The organism is Streptomyces sp. NPDC047079, from assembly GCF_040643755.1.
In the GTDB taxonomy this organism is placed as follows: domain Bacteria; phylum Actinomycetota; class Actinomycetes; order Streptomycetales; family Streptomycetaceae; genus Streptomyces.
On sequence record NZ_JBEYUZ010000022.1, the window covers coordinates 1 to 17,364 of the forward strand.

Here is a 17,364-nt window from a genome sequence, read left to right on the forward strand (position 1 = left end):
ACCCGCTGGAACAACTCCCACAGCTCATCCGGCACCAGCCGCTCTACGATCCCCACACCCGCAGACTACCGAACGAGCCAAATGAGATGACTTCTTAGCTTGCCGAGGATGCCGGGGACGTGGTTGGAAGAGCGTCGGCTCCCGTACGGCGCTGGCGCTCTCCGTTGCCAACGACCGGCCCCGTGCCACGGCGAAGCGGCGCTGCCTCGACTGTGACGGCAGCGGCAAGGAGTGAGTGCACGGATGACCTTCGCAATCGATCGCTACTTCGGTCCCGGCTCAACGCGGCTCGGGGCAATGACCCTGCATCCGGCCCCGGAATCGGTGCCTCGCGCCCGGCGCTGGTTCCGAAGGTTCATCGCCCCGCATAACCCGATCTGCTCGGTCGACGACTGCACATTGATGATCTCGGAACTCGTGACCAACGCCGTCCTCTACGGTCGGTCGGATGAGCCGTGGTTGGTGCGTGTGGAGTGGTACCGAGAGGGGACCTCGCTGCGGGTGGAGGTACACAACCCGGGGTTCCCCGCCAACGTACGCATGCGGCACCCGGAGGCGAACGACGCGCACGGGCGGGGGCTGCTCCTGGTCGACTCCATCGCCGACTCCTGGCACGCCGGCCCCAGTCGCCTCGGCGGAACGATGGTCTCCTTCGCCCTGGCCGATGCCTGGCCGCAGTGAGGGGATGCACCCCCGCTTCTACTGCCACAGTGGAAATGTCGCTAGTCTGGTTGACCAGTTGACTTGGCCAATACCGACAGGCGGCGCCCATGGCGTATGAAGTGGCGGCACCGAAGTACGTGCGCCTCGCGCAGACGCTCCAGCGCCGCATCGAGGACGGTACCTACCCGCCGGGGACCCGGGTTCCGAGTGAGAACCAGTTGGTGCAGTCGTTCGGGATGTCCCGTCCCACTGTCGTCCGAGCCCTGGAACTGCTGAAGCGGGACGGATGGCTGGAGTCCCGGCAGGGGTACGGCACGATGGTCCGCGGCCGTCCGGAAGTCGTCGAGCAGAAGGACCAGCGGGGCCGTGAGGCTCTGGAGCGTGACGAGTCGCAAGCCTCCGGGCGTCTGGTTCAGGTCGAGCGCGTGCCCGTTCCGGCTCGCGTCGCGTCGGCCCTCGGACTCCCGAAGCGGGCCGAGGTTCTGATGCGTCGTTTCCTCGTGGAGGAGGGTGGCGAACCGGTCGAGCTGGTCTCCTCCTACTTCCCCGCCGGCATGGCCGAGGGCACCGACCTGGGCGTCCCCGAGCCCCTGAACGGCGGTATGAGGGAGCACTTGGAAGCGCGGAAGAAGGTTCGCTTCGACCACGTCACGGAGCGCGTCTCGGCTCGACTGCCCGAGGACGATGAGGCCGCGCATTTGGCGCTACCGGACGGTCTTCCCGTTCTGAGCGTGCTGGTTGTGGCGTGTGACGCTTCAGGGCGAGCGTTGCAGGTCTCTGACGTGCTGCTTCCTGCCGATCGGCAGGAGCTTGAGGACACCTATCGCCTCAACTGACTAGGCCTACCGGGTGAGTTGGCCCCACTTCTCACTTGACAAGTCAACCTGGCATCCTTAGCTTCGAACTTGCTAAGTCAACCTGTCAGGTGGCGGGTTGATCCACTCAGAAGGAGAGATCTCTGTGCGTGTAATCCGCGTTGACGCCTCGACCGCCACGATCCTGCTCACCGAAGCGCCCTCGCCGAAGGTGCGCGATCGGCAGACCGGTGAGATCGCCAAGGACACCGTGAGCGGTGAGGCGCTTCTGGCTCTCGCACACCTTCCTCGCCCCCGTCATTGAGTCCGGCACCCGCGGCGGTGTCGGAGTCGTCAACGGCACCCACGACTGACAAGGAGTCCCCGACGTGTTCCGTCCCAAGCTCCCCGACCCCGCGCCCCTGCCCACCAGCGTCACCACTCACCTGGCCATCCGCCAGGACCAAGCCCCGGCCCCGTCCGCCGGCCGTCCGGTCGCCCCCTTCGTAGGGCTCGGAGTCGGCGTGGTCGGCGCTGTGGTCGTCGTCGGCGTCGTCCTCACCGCGCTCCTGGCGGCCGTCGCCATCTCGGCCGTGTCCGTGGCCATCGCCGCCGTGGTCCTGCGCTCCCTCATCAGCAACGCGCACAAGCACTGACCGGCCACCGGGGCGGCAAACGCCGCCAAGCATCCCGCCGCCCCGGGGCCATCCCTTCCAACCGCAGCAACGGCCGAAAGGAACACCATCATCCCCCGGCACACCCCGCCCCCGCTGGCGGAACTCACCATGCTGGCCTCGCTCGGCACCATGCCCGAGCTGGCCCGCCAACTGTCCGGCCTGGGCGGCTGCACCCGCCCCGTACGCCTCGACGGCCACCGCACCGAATACGAGGTCAACCAGACGACCGGAGAGATCGGCGGCGTCCTGCACCACCTTGACTCGACCACGCTCCCCGCCGGTCAGCTCCTCGTCCGCTGCAACAACCGCCGCGCCACCCGCTGCGCGGCCTGCGCCGAGACCTACCGCCGCGACACCTACCACCTGATCAAACGCCGGACTCCGCGGCGGCAAAGGCACCCCCGAACAGGTCGCCACACACCCGCGCGTCTTCGCCACCTTCACCGCCCCCAGCTTCGGCCCCGTCCACAACCGCCCCTCCAGCGGCCGGGCCTGCCGCTGCGGCATCCGTCACGAGGAGGATGACCCTGGGCTCGGCATGCCCCTGGAGCCGGACACGTACGACTACGAGGCGGCCGTGCTGTGGAACGCCCACGCCGGAGCCCTGTGGCGGCGCTTCTCGATCTACCTCCGCCGGGAGGTCGCCAAGCGCGCCGGACTCACACAACGCACGTTCCGGGACCACGCCCGGCTCTCCTTCGCGAAGGTCGCCGAGTACCAGAAGCGAGGCGCCGTCCACTTCCACGCCGTGATCCGCCTCGACGGGCCCGAAGGAGGCGACTCCTCGCCCCCGTCCTGGGCCACGGCCGAGCTGCTGACCGACGCCATCCGGGCCGCTACCGCCGCCGCGTGGGTCGACGGTCCGGTGATCGACGGCCGTGCGCACACCTTCGCCTTCGGCCGTCAGCTGGATGTCCGGACGATCCGCTCGGCGCACTTCGACGACGGCCAGGAGCTGACCGAGCGGGCCGTAGCGGCCTACATCGCCAAGTACGCCACGAAGGGAGCAGAGGCAGCGACCGGCACCCTCGACCGGCCGATCCGCTTCCTCGCCGAGCTGGCACAAGCCCAGATCACCGACCACGCCCGGCGGATGATCCGCACCGCCTGGAACCTCGGCGCACTACCCGAGCTGGCAGACCTCCGACTCAGGGCCTCGGCCCACATGCTCGGCTTCCGCGGCCACTTCTCCACCAAGTCCCGCCGCTACTCCACCACCCTCGGCGCCCTCCGCGACGCGCGCGCCGACTGGCGCCGCGCTCAGACGAGCCCCCCCACCGCGCAGGACGGCGAAACGACGCTCGTCCTCGCCCACTGGGTCTTCGCCGGAACCGGTCTGTCCTCCGCTGAAGCCTGGCTTGCCGCATCCCTCGAACCCGCTCCTGGAACGGAAGGAGAGCCCACGTGGACAGCCGACGCGACGAGTTGATGACCGTGAGTCAGGTCCTCGATGAGCTGGGTGGTGTCTCTCGGCGGACCTTCTACCGGTGGCGCGAGCTGGGGCTGGGGCCGGCCGCGTTCAAGTTGCCCAACGGCGAGCTGCGAGTCTGGCGGAGCGACTTCAGCGCATGGTTGCGGCAGCTGGAGGCGGCGGCGTGAAGTCTCTCGATGTAAAGGTCTGGGGCGTCCGGAAGAGGAACACCAAGAAGTCGTCCTATGACGTCAGGTGGACCGTGGCTGGGAACGTCTTCTCCGAACAGTTCCGCACCAAGGGGCTGGCTGACCACTACCGATCCAAGCTCCTCCGAGCCACCCATACAGGGGAAGAGTTCGACACGGTAACCGGGCTGCCCGACTCGGTGATCGAGAAGGCTCCCTCGATGACCTGGTACGCGTTCGCCTTGAAATACCTGGCCATGAAATGGCCGCATGCGGCACCGAACACGCGCAACGGGATCAACGAAGCACTGACCGCCGTGACGGTGGCGCTTCTCGACGAGCGTCCGGGGCGGCCGACTGACGAGCTGCTGAGGAGGGCACTTCGCAACTGGGCCTATGTCCTGCCCAGCCCTGACGATCGCGAGTTGCCGACCGACGTCGCAGACGCCTTGCACTGGGTGGCCAAGGCTTCGCGGCCGCTTTCTGACCTTGCCGACGCAGCGATCGGCAGGGCGGTTCTGGACTCATTGAAACTCAAGCTGGACGGAACGGTGGCCGCAGCGGAGACCGTACGGCGCAAGCGGCGGACCCTCGTCAACGCAGCGAACTATGCCGTCGACCTGGGGGAACTGCGCGAAAACCCGATCACGGCCGTCCGCTGGCAGAAGCCGAAGGTCTCCAACCAGGTCGACCCTCGCGTTGTCGCGAACCCCGAGCAGGCTCGCAATCTCCTGGCAGCCGTCTCCTACGTGGGCGGCTACCGGCGGGCCCGTGGTCGGCGCCTGGTGGGTCTCTTCGCCGCCATGTACTTCGGCGGTCTCCGGCCGGCTGAAGCGGTCGGCCTCGTTGAGACGGACCTGAACCTCCCCGAACAGGGGTGGGGATCGGCGCTGCTCCACCGCACTCGTCCGTCGGTCGGCAAGCAGTGGACCGACTCGGGAAGACCCACGACGACCGCGGGCTGAAGAACCGGCCCGTTGAGGACGTCAGACGGGTGCCGATCCCGCCCCACCTCGTCGCCGCACTCCGAGAGCACCTGGCGACGTTCGGCACGGCGGACGACGGACGGCTCTTCTTCAGCGAGAAGGGCTCGGTCGTCCCCTCCTCGACGTACTACCGCGTGTGGCAGGAAGCCCGTCTCCTCGCGCTTCCGCCAGCCGTGGCCTCCTCGCCGCTCGCGAGCCGGCCGTACGACCTGCGGCACTCGGCGCTGTCGACGTGGCTCAACGCGGGAGTCGACCCGACCGAGGTGGCCGAGCGAGCCGGCAACAGCGTCGAGGTCCTGCTGACCCGCTACGCGAAGTGCCTCGACGGGCGGCAGGACGTCGCCAACCGGCGTATCGAGGATCTGCTTCGCGAGTACGAGTGAGACACGCTGCGCCCCACCCAGGCCCCGACTGGCGGATCCGCAATCCAGCTCAGACCGTGCCATGGCGGAGTGTGAGAGAGATCTGGTCGCCGAGGTTTGGTCGAACCGCCGGTGCCACCCGCTCCGCCCCGGTTGGTCTGGGCAGGTACCAGAAGCTCCAGGTAGAGCCGACGCTTGGTCAGATGAGGGGTACACCTATATAACCCATGAAGATCATGTGAACGATGAACTCTCAAGGTGCAATGTGTCTCGACGTTTCCTTCGCTTCGCCCCGATGGCGCTGCTGGTAACCCTGCTCGCAGGGTGCACTGCGGGGCAGGCGGGTACCCCTGTGGCGGCAAGCCCCAAGAGCAAGCCGACTGCGGTGGCAACTACGCGGGCTCCCTCTGTGAAGCCGTCCCCGGCGAAGAAGCCGCACTCCACGAAGAAGTCGCGCTCTCGCTGTGTCAAGGGCTCTGCCACCGCTCGCCTCAAGTGCCTGAACCCCGCCATCAAGAGCGTCCGGGTGCTGGGCAAGGGGAAGAATCTGGACGTGACGATCTTCGTCAATTCGGGCGCCTCGCAGGCATTGTTCGGAGTCGAAGCCACGGTCCATGGCGAGAATCAGGATGTCGTCCGGGCGGCAGCGAAAGTCTTTGGGCAGTCCTCTGTTGAAGGACTGTCAGTCATCGGGGTGGGGCCGGTCGAGGACAAGTACGGCAACACAAGTACGCAGCCGCTTTGGGTCTGGGGCGCGTATCACGGTCATTTTTCCCAATTCAACCTGGGTGTGCTGGAGATGAAGACCCTTTGGGATGCTGGCGACAAGTCGGGGTTCATGCCGGGGCTCACCTGATAGCACAGTCGGCCTGGGGCTAACAGCTCACCGAGCGGGGAAGGCGAGTCGCAGAACGATCTCGCCGTCGTCGATCTCCCCGGTGGGCTCGAACCCGAACTTCTGGTAGAAGGGCCACGGCTCGCCGTCGCCGGGCTCGTAGCTGGTCAGCAGCTCGGTGGCGCCGTCCGCGCGCACCAGGGCGGCGACCTGCGTGAGCGCCTCTCGGCCGATCCCTCGCCCCTGGTACCGCTTGTCGACGAGGAGGCGCCAGAGGAAGTGTCGCCCTTCGTAAGGACCGGCGGGCGGTTTCCACGACAGCATCACGAAGCCGACTGGCTCATCGCCGCGGTACACGGCGCGGTACCAGGGATTGGCCTCCGGTTTCTTCGCCGCCTCCTTGAGGGAGTGGGACACGGAGGCGACGAATTGCTTCTGGTCACGTCGGACGCGGAGGGCACGGACGGCATCGCGGTTGTCGTCGGTGATCTCCCGTAGGTGCACGCTCGGGGATCTCATGCCACACCCCTTCCGCATCCGGCAGCTGCGCCGTCCCGGCCTACGTGAAGAGCCGATACCGGGCGGCATTCCCGCGCATCCGCGTTGTCGAGGCCTCCAGGTCGGACGTCTTCGCAGCGTATTCGACCCAGGCGATCGGGAGCGGGACTGGCACGCCGGGCTGTGACCGCGCCCAAGGCAGCTCTTAGGAGAGCAACCTGGCCTGACGCGGCGATGCGCATGCGCAGGCCCCTTCGTCGCTAGATGGGCTGACCTGGGTAATCGCTCGGCCGCGACCGGCTCCCCGTCGACCCGCGGAGGAGCCGGATGCCGCAGTCGAACGTGATCGCGAGAGGTTTCATTTGAAACCTACCGAAAGCCTATTGACTTATGACATCTGGCATGCATCGTGATTAGTAGGCCATAACACCGAAAGAGTTGCAAAGTCGATGAGGACGTCTAGCCGGCTAGTGACTTGGACAGGATGTGGTTCAGGCCCCCAGCAAGCCGGCGCGATACCGAGGCGACAGTGACGACTGAAGCTTCAGGACACGAGCAGTACTACTGGGGACTGTTTTCTGCCCTCAGGGCGCGGCCACTGCACTGTGCTCTACCGCGACGATCAGCCGACCGAGATCGGCTACTGCGGGGCACCGCCGATGAACCGACCCTCAGGCCCCTGGACTTGTCCCGGGGCCTTGCCGTTTGTCGGGGCTGACCTGGGCAGACGCCTCAAGATCCCGTCCACGCCTCGTCCACAGACCCCGACATACGCCCGCTCCGGGCCGCACACGCCTGCACATACGCGAAGACCCCGGCCTCAGCGTTTCCGCTGGTGACGGGGTCTTTGGGCACCTCATGCTGGGTGCCCCCGGCAGGATTCGAACCTGCGCACACGGCTCCGGAGGCCGTTGCTCTATCCCCTGAGCTACGGGGGCGTGTCGCGCGGTGTTCGCGGCGACGGGTAGAACCCTACCAGCTCTTTCCGGGTCTTCATGAACGGTTTGCCGGGGGCCCGTCGAGGGTGGGTCCCCCGGTCGGGGTGGAAGTCGGGAAAACGCGGACGCGGCCGCCTGGGCGGACCTACTCTCGAGTTGTGCCAGGGGCGTCCGGCCGGGTTCTTGTTGTGGACGACAACAAGGTCATCCGGCAGCTGATCAGGGTCAACCTCGAGCTGGAGGGTCTCGAGGTCGTGACCGCGGCCGACGGTGCCGAGTGTCTGGACGTCGTCCATCATGTGCAGCCCGATGTCGTCACCCTTGATGTCGTCATGCCGCGGCTCGACGGGTTGCGGACCGCCGCCCGGCTCCGGGCCGACCCCCGAACCCGTGGCCTGCCCGTCGCCATCATCAGCGCCTGTACGCAGCGCGAGGTCGAGAGCGGCCTCGATGTCGGTGTCGACGCGTTCCTCGCCAAGCCCTTCGAGCCGTCCGAACTCGTACAGCTCGTGAAGGAGCTGATGGAGCGTCGTGGTCGGGGGAGGGGCCATCGGGGAAGCGGCAATCCGGGGGGCGGGAATCCGGTAAGCGCCAATCCGGTAAGCGGCAATCCGGTAAGCGGCAATCCGGGAAGTGGCAGTGTCAGCGGCCATATCGGCCATGACGACCACCGCAGCCTTAATGGCCACCCTGGGCTCAGTGGCCATCGCGGCCTCGACGGCCTCATTGGCCACATTGGCATCACCTGCAACAGCAGTGCCAGTGCCACCAGCGGCGCCAGCAGCAGTGCCACGAGCAGGGCCACCAGCAGTGGCAACACCAGCAGTGCCACCAGCAGTGGCAACAACAGTTCCCGCAGCGTGGGGCAGGTAGGGCAAGTTGGATCTCTGGGTCAGCTCGGTCCGGCCGCCGGTAGCTGACCCGTCTCCTCACCGGCCGCAGGGCCCCTCCAGCTCTCAGCCCAGACCCAGCCCTCAGCCCAGCCCCACCCCCCAGCCCAGCCCTCACCCCTCACCCCTCACCCCTCACCCCTCAGCCCCACCCCTCACCCCCAGCGCACCCCCACAACAGGCCCCGCCGCCCCACCCCCGTCCACATCCCGGACCCCCGCCCAAACCGGCTCGCGTACCCACCCCCTGCCTCCCCTACCCTTGTCCCGTGACCCCCTTCGAGCTCTCCCGTACCGTGCTGCGCGCGGTGCGTCGTGCTGTGGAGGACGGGGAACTGAGTGTGGCCGTGCCTGCGCGTGCCGTGGTCACTGCTCCGGGGCCCGGTGGTCGTGGTGACTACGCCACCAACATCGCGCTCCAGCTGGCGCGTCCCGCCGGGCGGGCGCCCCTGGAGGTCGCCGAGATCCTGCGGCCCCGTCTGCGGGACACCGACGGGGTCGCCGATGTCGAGATCACCGGGCCGGGCTTCCTGAACATCCATCTCGAAGCGGCCGCCGCCACCGCCGCGCTCGTCCGGGAGATCGTCGACGGGGGGCACGGCCTCCGTGCCGACGGCAGCACCCCCTACGGCCACACCGCCAGGCTCGCCGACCAGGTCATCCCCCTGCGCATTCCCTACGACATCCGTGCCGAGGTCGTCGCCGACACCCTCGTACGGATCATCGCCACCCAGGGCGGGCGCGCCGAGGTCCATCACGCGCGTCCCGGGGAAGCCGTCGACCTGCGGCCGGTTCCCGCTCCGGAGGATCCCACCCCCCTCGGACCCGACGCCGCCCGCTGGGCACTGCTGTATCCGGCCCCGCACGACCGGCCCCGGATCACGGCCGATCATCTGCTCCAGCGTGAGAGCAATCCGCTCTTCCGCATCCGCTATGCCCACACCCGCGCCCGTGCCCTCGGCCGTAACGCCGGTCGGCTCGGATTCGACGCGGTCCCCGGTGACGTACCCGATGTGGCACCGCTGACGCGCGCCCTCGCCGAGTACCCCCACGCCCTCACCCAGGCGGCGGCCCACCGCGCTCCCGACCGGCTCGCGCGGCAGCTCGTGGCCGTGGCCGACGGGCTGCTGGCCTTTCAGCACACCGTGCTCCCGCTCGGCGACGAGAAACCCTCGGCCGCCCACCGTGCCCGGCTCGCCCTCGCCGAAGCCGCCGGGGCGGTGCTGGCCGGCGGCCTGTCCCTGCTCGGCATCAGCGCACCCGACTACCTCTGAGACCCGAGAGAGCCCAGACCTCATGAGCCGTTCCGCACATCCCGCCGGGCCCCGCCACGCCGACGTGCTGCCCGAGGGCCACTACTCCGCGCCGCCCGCCGACCTCAACGCCCTCGACCCCAAGGTGTGGGCGCAGACCGTCGCCCGGGACGACCAGGGCGTCGTCACGGTGGGCGGGGTTGACGTGAAGACGCTTGCCGAGCAGTTCGGCACGCCCGCCTACTTCCTCGACGAGGCCGACTTCCGGGCCCGGGCGCGTGCCTGGCGCACCGCCTTCGGGCCGGACGCGGACGTGTTCTACGCCGGGAAGGCGTTCCTGTCCCGTGCCGTCGTGCGCTGGCTGAACGAGGAGGGGCTCAATCTCGACGTGTGCTCCGGGGGCGAGCTCGCCACCGCGCTCGCCGGCGGTATGCCCGCCGACCGCATCGCCTTCCACGGGAACAACAAGTCCACCGAGGAGATCACCAAGGCCGTCCAAAGCGGTGTCGGGCGGATCGTCCTGGACTCCTTCCAGGAGATCGTGAGGGTCGCGCACATCGCCTCGTCCCTCGGCAAGCGGCAGCGGGTGCAGATCCGGGTCACCGTCGGGGTCGAGGCGCACACGCACGAGTTCATCGCCACCGCGCACGAGGACCAGAAGTTCGGGATCCCGCTGGCGGGCGGCCAGGCCGCCGAGGCGGTGCGCCGGGCGCTCCAGCTCGACGGGCTGGAGGTCATCGGCATCCACAGCCACATCGGGTCGCAGATCTTCGACATGTCCGGGTTCGAGGTCGCCGCGCACCGGGTGGTGGGGCTGCTGAGGGACATCCGCGACGAGCACGGGATCGAGCTGCCCGAGATCGATCTCGGGGGCGGCCTCGGGATCGCGTACACGAGCGATGACGATCCCCGGGAGCCGCACGAGATCGCCAAGGCGCTGACCGAGATCGTCTCCCGCGAGTGCGACGCCTCCCGGCTGCGCACCCCGCGCATCTCCGTCGAGCCCGGGCGCGCCATCGTGGGGCCCACCGCCTTCACGCTCTACGAGGTCGGCACGATCAAGCCGCTCGAGGGGCTGCGCACCTACGTCTCCGTCGACGGCGGCATGTCGGACAACATCCGCACCGCGCTGTACGACGCCGAGTACAGCGTCGCCCTGGTCTCCCGCACCTCCGACGCCGAGCCGATGGCGGCACGGGTCGTCGGCAAGCACTGCGAGAGCGGGGACATCGTGGTGAAGGACGCCTTCCTGCCCGCCGATCTGGCGCCGGGCGACCTCATCGCCGTACCGGCCACCGGCGCGTACTGCCGTTCCATGGCCAGCAACTACAACCACGCGCTCCGCCCGCCCGTCGTCGCCGTGAACGACGGGGAGGCCCGGGTGATCGTGCGCCGGGAGACGGAGGAGGACCTTCTCCGTCTCGATGTCGGGTGACGATGGCCGGGGGGATCACGTCGGTGGGCTTCGAGGGTTCGGGCGGCGCCCCGGGGCCGGTGGAAGATCTCCTGCTTCCGCCGCTGACAAGATGAAATAGATGTCTCACGATTCGGACAAAGGGAAGAAAGTCCCGTCCGGTGAGTGAGACTGGTCCAACCGTAGACCGGATGAGGAAACGAGGTCGGATGATGCGTACGCGTCCGCTGAAGGTGGCGCTGCTGGGCTGTGGGGTTGTCGGCTCAGAGGTGGCGCGCATCATGACGACGCACGCCGACGACCTCGCGGCCCGGATCGGGGCCCCCGTCGAGCTGGCGGGGGTCGCGGTCAGGAGGCCCTCCAAGGTGCGGGAGGGCATTCCCGCCGAACTCGTCACCACCGATGCCACCGCCCTCGTCAAACGGGGCGACCTCGACGTCGTCGTCGAGGTCATCGGGGGCATCGAGCCCGCCCGGACCCTCATCACCACCGCCTTCGAGCACGGCGCCTCGGTCGTGTCGGCGAACAAGGCGCTGCTCGCCCAGGACGGGGCGGCCCTCCACGCGGCAGCGGAGGACAACGGCAAGGACCTCTACTACGAGGCAGCCGTCGCCGGTGCGATCCCGCTGATCCGGCCGCTGCGCGAGTCCCTCGCCGGTGACAAGGTCAACCGGGTGCTGGGGATCGTCAACGGGACGACGAACTTCATCCTCGACAAGATGGACTCCACGGGGGCCGGCTACCAGGAGGCCCTCGACGAGGCCACCGCACTCGGATACGCGGAGGCCGACCCCACCGCCGACGTCGAGGGGTTCGACGCGGCCGCCAAGGCCGCCATCCTCGCCGGGATGGCCTTCCACACGCGTGTGCGTCTGGACGACGTCTACCGCGAGGGCATGACCGAGGTCACCGCCGCCGACTTCGCCTCGGCGAAGGAGATGGGCTGCACCATCAAGCTGCTCGCCATCTGCGAGCGCGCCGCGGACGGGGGCTCGGCCACCGCGCGCGTGCACCCCGCCATGATTCCGCTGACCCACCCGCTCGCCTCCGTGCGCGGTGCGTACAACGCCGTCTTCGTGGAGTCGGACGCCGCGGGGCAGCTGATGTTCTACGGGCCCGGGGCGGGCGGTGCGCCGACGGCCTCCGCCGTGCTCGGCGACCTGGTGGCCGTGTGCCGCAACCGGCTCAGCGGGGCCACCGGACCCGGCGAGTCCGCCTACGCCGCTCTGCCGGTGTCGCCCATGGGTGACGTCGTCACGCGCTACCACATCAGCCTTGACGTCGCCGACAAACCGGGTGTTCTCGCCCAGGTGGCGACCGTGTTCGCCGAGCACGACGTCTCGATCGATACGGTTCGCCAGCAGAGCCGGAATCCAGGCGGCGACGCGGTCGCCGTCGATCAGGGTGCCGGCGGGCGACGGGAGGGCGGGGAGGCCTCCCTCGTCGTCGTCACCCACCGTGCGTCCGACGCCTCGCTCAGCGGGACCGTCGAGGCGCTGCGCAAGCTCGACACCGTGCGGGGTGTCGCCAGCATCATGCGGGTTGAAGGAGAGTAACCAGCAATGACCCACCAGTGGCGCGGAATCATCGAGGAGTACCGGGACCGGCTGCCTGTGTCGGACAGCACGCCGGTCGTCACGCTCCGTGAGGGCGGCACGCCGCTCGTGCCCGCGCAGGTGCTCTCCGAGCGCACGGGCTGTGAGGTCCACCTGAAGGTGGAGGGTGCCAACCCCACCGGGTCCTTCAAGGACCGCGGTATGACCATGGCCATCAGCAAGGCCAAGGAGGAGGGCGCCAAGGCGGTCATCTGCGCCTCCACCGGCAACACCTCCGCCTCCGCCGCCGCCTACGCCGTACGCGCCGGGATGGTGTCGGCCGTGCTGGTGCCGCAGGGCAAGATCGCGCTCGGCAAGATGGGGCAGGCCCTGGTGCACGGCGCGAAGATCCTCCAGGTCGACGGCAACTTCGACGACTGCCTCACCCTCGCGCGGGAGCTGTCCGACAACTACCCGGTGGCGCTGGTCAATTCGGTCAACCCGGTGCGTATCGAGGGTCAGAAGACGGCGGCCTTCGAGATCGTGGACATGCTCGGCGACGCCCCCGACATCCACGTACTGCCGGTCGGCAACGCCGGCAACATCACCGCCTACTGGAAGGGCTACCGGGAGTACGCCGCCGACGGCGTCGCCGGCCGGACCCCGCGCATGTGGGGCTTCCAGGCGTCCGGTTCGGCCCCGATCGTGCGCGGAGAGGTCGTCAAGGACCCCTCGACCATCGCCACCGCGATCCGTATCGGCAACCCCGCGTCCTGGAGTCACGCCCTGGCGGCGAGGGACGAGTCGGGCGGCGCCATCGACGAGGTGACGGACCGTGAGATCCTGCGCGCCTACCGGCTGTTGGCCGCGCAGGAGGGCGTGTTCGTCGAGCCCGCGTCCGCGGCGTCCGTCGCCGGTCTGCTGAAGGCCGCCGAGCAGGGCAAGGTCGACCCCGGGCAGCGGATCGTGTGCACGGTCACCGGCAATGGGCTCAAGGATCCCGACTGGGCCGTCGCCGGCGCTCCGCAGCCGGTCACCGTCCCGGTCGACGCCGCCACGGCGGCCGAGCGGCTCGGGCTCGCATGATCCCCGGCGGCTCGGCGCGCCCCACCCGGCTCCGACCCGCGTAGCCCGGCCCTCATCGGGGCACAACCCTGACAAGGGCAACCGGCAGAGGGGGCACAGGGGGCTTACGACACGCATCGTGCGCCTCCTGTGCGCCCTATGTCGCCACAGAACCTTCCTTCGATAGGCTGTACTGAACCCGCCCGCCGCATATGCCGCGGTGCCGCGGCATATGCGGCCTCCGGGTCTTCCGTACGCATCGAATTCGTTCGACCATCACGCAGCTCAAGGAGAGTCATCGAGCGATGGCCGGTCCAGCGTTCCGCGCCGCCGCCGTCCGGGTGCGCGTCCCCGCCACCAGCGCCAACCTCGGCCCGGGCTTCGACGCCCTCGGCCTCGCGCTGGGGCTCTACGACGACGTCGTCGTCCGGGTGGCCGACTCCGGGCTGCACATCGACATCGCCGGCGAGGGCAGCGAAACGCTTCCGCGGGACGAGAGCCACCTGCTCGTGCGGTCCCTGCGTACCGCCTTCGACGTCCTCGGCGGGCAGCCCCGCGGCCTGGAAATCGTCTGCGCCAACCGCATTCCGCACGGCCGTGGGCTCGGCTCCTCCTCCGCCGCCATCTGCGCCGGCATCGTCGCCGCCCGCGCCGTGACCATAGGCGGTGACAGCCGCCTCGACGACACCGCGCTGCTGGAACTCGCCACCGAGATCGAGGGCCACCCGGACAACGTCGCGGCCTGTCTCCTCGGCGGTTTCACCCTCTCCTGGATGGACCGCGGTGCCGCCCGGGCGATCCGCCTGGACCCCGCAGATTCCATCGTTCCGGTGGTTTTCGTGCCCGGAAAGCCGGTCCTGACCGAGACCGCGCGCGGACTGCTCCCGCGCATGGTGCCGCACGTCGACGCCGCGACCAACGCGGGCCGCGCCGCCCTGCTCGTCGAGGCGCTCACCAGGCGCCCCGAGCTGCTGCTGCCGGCCACCGAGGACCGTCTCCACCAGGAATACCGCTCCCCGGCGATGCCCGAGAGCGCCGCGCTCGTGGAGCGGCTGCGGGCCGACGCCATCCCCGCGGTGATCTCCGGAGCGGGACCCACGGTGCTGGCGCTGGCCGACGACGCGAGCGCCGACAAGGTGGCCGATCTGGCGGGCGAGGGCTGGGCCGCCAACCGGCTGGAGATGGACAGCCAGGGAGCGAGCGTGCTGCCGCTTGCGCCCTGACACACGGTCGCCGGATTTCGAGAGGGGGAATGTTTGTTGGATCCGGTAGTGTTAACCTCAAGTCAGCACCCGACCCCGCCATGGCGAGGTGCTTCGTGTCCCCGTCCGGGACAACCATTCTTCCGGGAGCTTCCCAAGCCGCACTGTGTTCCGTATCACGTACGTGAGCCGTATGTCGTACGCGAACACTGAGCTGGTTGCCGAGCATGCTCCGGAATCGGCGTGACCGAGCCCCGTGACACAGAACCGGGTGCCACGGCTCAGGGAAACGCCAATCACCAGATATTTCCTCCGCCGCTTTGGCGGACCACCGCCCCGGCACGGTCCCCACAGATGGGGCCGAAGCCGGACAGCACAACCGGTCGCCGAGCCAGACAGGCCGACGTCCGCTCCAGGGAAGGACCCTTCGTGAGCGACACCACCGATCTGATGGGCGCACGTGTCGAGGAGACCGCTGCCGCGCCCGCCACGGACGCCTCCGCGCCTGCCACCGGTGCCGGCTCCCGGCGGCGCCGCGGTACCGGCCTCGAGGGCATGGTGCTGGCCGAGCTGCAGCAGGTCGCATCCGGCCTCGGTATCAGGGGCACCGCGCGCATGCGCAAGAGCCAGCTGATCGAGGTCATCAAGGAGGCGCAGGCCGGTGGCGGTGCCCCGGCCAAGGCCGAGGCCGCCGCCGAGACCAAGCCGAAGCGCCGGGCCACCGCCCGGACCCGCACCGGCGACGACGGTGCCCCGGCCGAGCCCACGGCAGAGAAGGCCCCCGAGCAGTCCGCGGCCCCGCAGCAGATCGAGATCCCCGGCCAGGGAGCCGGCGACGGCGCTCCGGCCGAGCGCCGCCGGCGCCGCGCCACCGCCGAGGCCGGCAGCCCCGAGACGGTCGCCGCCGAGGCGAAGAGCGAGCCGAAGGCCGAGACCCCGGCCGCCCCGGCCCAGCAGGCGCAGTCGCAGGGCGAGACCAAGTCCTCCGAGTCCGAGCAGCAGGGCGCCTCCGCCGGTGACGGCGCCGAGGGCCGCCGCCGCGACCGCCGCGAGCGCGGCCGGGACCGCGACCGCCGCGGCAAGGGTGACGACCAGCAGCAGGGCCAGGGCGGCCAGCAGCGTCAGCAGCAGGGCCAGCAGCAGGGCGGCGGCCGTCAGGACCGCCAGCGGCCCGACGAGGACGGGGACGACTTCGACGGCGGGCGCCGTGGCCGTCGCGGGCGCTACCGCGACCGCCGTGGCCGCCGTGGCCGCGACGACATCGCCGAGCCGCAGGTCGCCGAGGACGACGTCCTGATCCCCGTCGCGGGCATCCTGGACATCCTCGACAACTACGCCTTCATCCGTACGTCGGGCTACCTGCCGGGTCCGAACGACGTGTACGTCTCCCTCGCCCAGGTCCGCAAGAACGGCCTGCGCAAGGGTGACCACGTCACCGGCGCGGTCCGTCAGCCCAAGGACGGCGAGCGGCGCGAGAAGTTCAACGCGCTGGTCCGTCTGGACTCCGTCAACGGCATGGCGCCCGAACACGGCCGCGGCCGCCCGGAGTTCAACAAGCTCACCCCGCTGTACCCGCAGGACCGGCTCCGCCTGGAGACCGACCCCGGCGTGCTCACCACCCGCATCATCGACCTCGTCTCGCCCATCGGTAAGGGCCAGCGTGGTCTGATCGTGGCCCCGCCGAAGACCGGCAAGACCATGATCATGCAGGCGGTCGCCAACGCGATCACGCACAACAACCCCGAGTGCCACCTGATGGTCGTCCTCGTCGACGAGCGTCCGGAAGAGGTCACCGACATGCAGCGGTCGGTCAAGGGCGAGGTCATCTCCTCGACCTTCGACCGTCCGGCCGAGGACCACACCACGGTCGCGGAGCTGGCCATCGAGCGCGCCAAGCGCCTGGTGGAGCTGGGCCACGACGTGGTCGTGCTGCTCGACTCGATCACGCGTCTGGGCCGTGCGTACAACCTCGCCGCGCCCGCCTCCGGCCGCATCCTGTCCGGTGGCGTCGACTCGACCGCGCTCTACCCGCCGAAGCGCTTCTTCGGCGCCGCCCGCAACATCGAGGACGGCGGCTCCCTGACGATCCTCGCCACCGCGCTGGTCGACACCGGCTCGCGCATGGACGAGGTGATCTTCGAGGAGTTCAAGGGCACCGGCAACATGGAGCTCAAGCTCGACCGGAAGCTCGCCGACAAGCGCATCTTCCCGGCGGTGGACGTGGACGCGTCCGGTACCCGTAAGGAAGAGATCCTGCTCGGCGCCGAGGAGCTGGGCGTCGTCTGGAAGCTGCGCCGGGTGCTGCACGCGCTCGACCAGCAGCAGGCGATCGAGCTGCTCCTCGACAAGATGAAGCAGACGAAGTCGAACGTCGAGTTCCTGATGCAGATCCAGAAGACGACGCCGATGCCGAACGGCGACTGACGTCGTCCCGAGGACCGCACGCGCAACGCGAAGGGCCGCTTTCCCCGCACGCCGGGGGAGCGGCCCTTCGCGTTTCCTCGGACAGTGTGCGGGTACGGCTGTCCGGGTGTCGCGCGGGTGCGGGACGGTCCGCATCCGAGACCTTCGCCACAGGTGCAGAAGACCGCCACGGCCCCCGGCGAGGGCACGCCCGCGAATGAACGCCCAGGTGAGGCGGCTTCTCCCGGAAT

The 17,364-nt window shown here is 69.4% G+C and carries 13 protein-coding genes, 1 tRNA gene and 3 pseudogenes; 15 read left to right on the top strand and 2 right to left on the bottom strand.

Going from position 1 to position 17,364, the window contains the following annotated elements; genetic code table 11:
• Nucleotides 1–243: 243 nt before the first annotated feature.
• The 8 genes and pseudogenes from ABZ823_RS24295 (at nucleotide 244) to ABZ823_RS24330 (ending at nucleotide 5,937) form a co-directional block, all read left to right on the top strand.
• A complete protein-coding gene (locus ABZ823_RS24295; RefSeq protein ID WP_361664105.1) occupies nucleotides 244–681 on the top strand; it encodes an ATP-binding protein in 438 nt (145 codons plus the stop codon).
• Nucleotides 682–770: 89 nt separating this feature from the next.
• Nucleotides 771–1,499, top strand: coding sequence for a GntR family transcriptional regulator (locus ABZ823_RS24300; protein ID WP_361664108.1), 729 nt, complete (start codon nucleotides 771–773; stop codon nucleotides 1,497–1,499).
• A 124-nt stretch (nucleotides 1,500–1,623) separates the two neighbouring features.
• Nucleotides 1,624–1,782: a hypothetical protein gene (locus ABZ823_RS24305; protein ID WP_361664354.1), complete on the top strand. Its 159-nt coding sequence runs from the start codon at nucleotides 1,624–1,626 to the stop codon at nucleotides 1,780–1,782.
• 64 nt (nucleotides 1,783–1,846) lie between these two features.
• Nucleotides 1,847–2,113, top strand: a complete 267-nt coding sequence (locus tag ABZ823_RS24310; protein ID WP_361664111.1) for a SpdD protein — start codon at nucleotides 1,847–1,849, stop codon at nucleotides 2,111–2,113.
• A gap of 129 nt (nucleotides 2,114–2,242) precedes the next feature.
• Nucleotides 2,243–3,563, top strand: a pseudogene (locus tag ABZ823_RS24315) (replication initiator).
• Nucleotides 3,563–3,733 (top strand): helix-turn-helix domain-containing protein, encoded by a 171-nt coding sequence (locus ABZ823_RS24320; protein WP_361664332.1) that lies wholly within the window; start codon nucleotides 3,563–3,565, stop codon nucleotides 3,731–3,733. Before ABZ823_RS24315 ends, ABZ823_RS24320 begins: the two are co-directional and overlap by 1 nt.
• Nucleotides 3,730–5,102, top strand: a pseudogene (locus ABZ823_RS24325) (site-specific integrase). Before ABZ823_RS24320 ends, ABZ823_RS24325 begins: the two are co-directional and overlap by 4 nt.
• A 274-nt stretch (nucleotides 5,103–5,376) precedes the next feature.
• Nucleotides 5,377–5,937, top strand: a complete 561-nt coding sequence (locus tag ABZ823_RS24330) for a hypothetical protein (RefSeq protein WP_361664114.1) — start codon at nucleotides 5,377–5,379, stop codon at nucleotides 5,935–5,937.
• Nucleotides 5,938–5,964: 27 nt separating this feature from the next.
• On the opposite strand, the gene ABZ823_RS24335 is transcribed toward ABZ823_RS24330, so the two are convergent.
• Both ABZ823_RS24335 and ABZ823_RS24340 read right to left on the bottom strand, forming a co-directional pair.
• Nucleotides 5,965–6,435, bottom strand: coding sequence for a GNAT family N-acetyltransferase (locus ABZ823_RS24335; protein ID WP_361664117.1), 471 nt, complete (start codon nucleotides 6,433–6,435; stop codon nucleotides 5,965–5,967).
• Nucleotides 6,436–7,280: 845 nt separating this feature from the next.
• Nucleotides 7,281–7,352 (bottom strand) — tRNA-Arg (locus ABZ823_RS24340).
• 158 nt (nucleotides 7,353–7,510) lie between these two features.
• Between ABZ823_RS24340 and ABZ823_RS24345 the strand changes: the two are divergent.
• The 7 genes and pseudogenes from ABZ823_RS24345 to rho form a co-directional block, all read left to right on the top strand.
• A pseudogene (locus ABZ823_RS24345) lies at nucleotides 7,511–7,888 on the top strand (response regulator); the annotation flags it as partial.
• A gap of 622 nt (nucleotides 7,889–8,510) precedes the next feature.
• On the top strand, nucleotides 8,511–9,515 hold the full coding sequence (gene nrtL, locus ABZ823_RS24350) for an ArgS-related anticodon-binding protein NrtL (protein ID WP_361664120.1): 1,005 nt from the start codon (nucleotides 8,511–8,513) through the stop codon (nucleotides 9,513–9,515).
• Between the two features lie 22 nt (nucleotides 9,516–9,537).
• Complete coding sequence (gene lysA, locus ABZ823_RS24355) at nucleotides 9,538–10,929, top strand: diaminopimelate decarboxylase (protein WP_361664123.1); 1,392 nt, start codon at nucleotides 9,538–9,540, stop codon at nucleotides 10,927–10,929.
• Nucleotides 10,930–11,120: 191 nt separating this feature from the next.
• Entirely contained in the window at nucleotides 11,121–12,464 is a 1,344-nt protein-coding gene (locus tag ABZ823_RS24360; protein WP_361664336.1) for a homoserine dehydrogenase, read from the top strand.
• Between the two features lie 6 nt (nucleotides 12,465–12,470).
• The gene (gene thrC, locus ABZ823_RS24365) at nucleotides 12,471–13,529 is read left to right on the top strand and encodes a threonine synthase (protein WP_361664126.1); all 1,059 of its coding nucleotides are present in this window, start codon (nucleotides 12,471–12,473) and stop codon (nucleotides 13,527–13,529) included.
• A gap of 284 nt (nucleotides 13,530–13,813) precedes the next feature.
• The gene (gene thrB, locus ABZ823_RS24370) at nucleotides 13,814–14,731 is read left to right on the top strand and encodes a homoserine kinase (RefSeq protein WP_361664129.1); all 918 of its coding nucleotides are present in this window, start codon (nucleotides 13,814–13,816) and stop codon (nucleotides 14,729–14,731) included.
• A 408-nt stretch (nucleotides 14,732–15,139) separates the two neighbouring features.
• Complete coding sequence (gene rho, locus ABZ823_RS24375) at nucleotides 15,140–17,134, top strand: transcription termination factor Rho (protein WP_361664132.1); 1,995 nt, start codon at nucleotides 15,140–15,142, stop codon at nucleotides 17,132–17,134.
• Nucleotides 17,135–17,364 lie beyond the last annotated feature (230 nt).

Bases quoted from the DNA above. Each gene is read 5' to 3' on its own strand.
- thrB (WP_361664129.1), top strand. From the start codon at position 13,814: ATGGCCGGTCCAGCGTTCCGCGCCGCCGCCGTCCGGGTGCGCGTCCCC.
- ABZ823_RS24335 (WP_361664117.1), bottom strand. From the start codon at position 6,435: ATGAGATCCCCGAGCGTGCACCTACGGGAGATCACCGACGACAACCGC.
- lysA (WP_361664123.1), top strand. From the start codon at position 9,538: ATGAGCCGTTCCGCACATCCCGCCGGGCCCCGCCACGCCGACGTGCTG.
- thrC (WP_361664126.1), top strand. From the start codon at position 12,471: ATGACCCACCAGTGGCGCGGAATCATCGAGGAGTACCGGGACCGGCTG.
- ABZ823_RS24330 (WP_361664114.1), top strand. From the start codon at position 5,377: ATGGCGCTGCTGGTAACCCTGCTCGCAGGGTGCACTGCGGGGCAGGCG.
- ABZ823_RS24295 (WP_361664105.1), top strand. From the start codon at position 244: ATGACCTTCGCAATCGATCGCTACTTCGGTCCCGGCTCAACGCGGCTC.
- ABZ823_RS24300 (WP_361664108.1), top strand. From the start codon at position 771: ATGGCGTATGAAGTGGCGGCACCGAAGTACGTGCGCCTCGCGCAGACG.
- ABZ823_RS24320 (WP_361664332.1), top strand. From the start codon at position 3,563: ATGACCGTGAGTCAGGTCCTCGATGAGCTGGGTGGTGTCTCTCGGCGG.
- ABZ823_RS24360 (WP_361664336.1), top strand. From the start codon at position 11,121: ATGCGTACGCGTCCGCTGAAGGTGGCGCTGCTGGGCTGTGGGGTTGTC.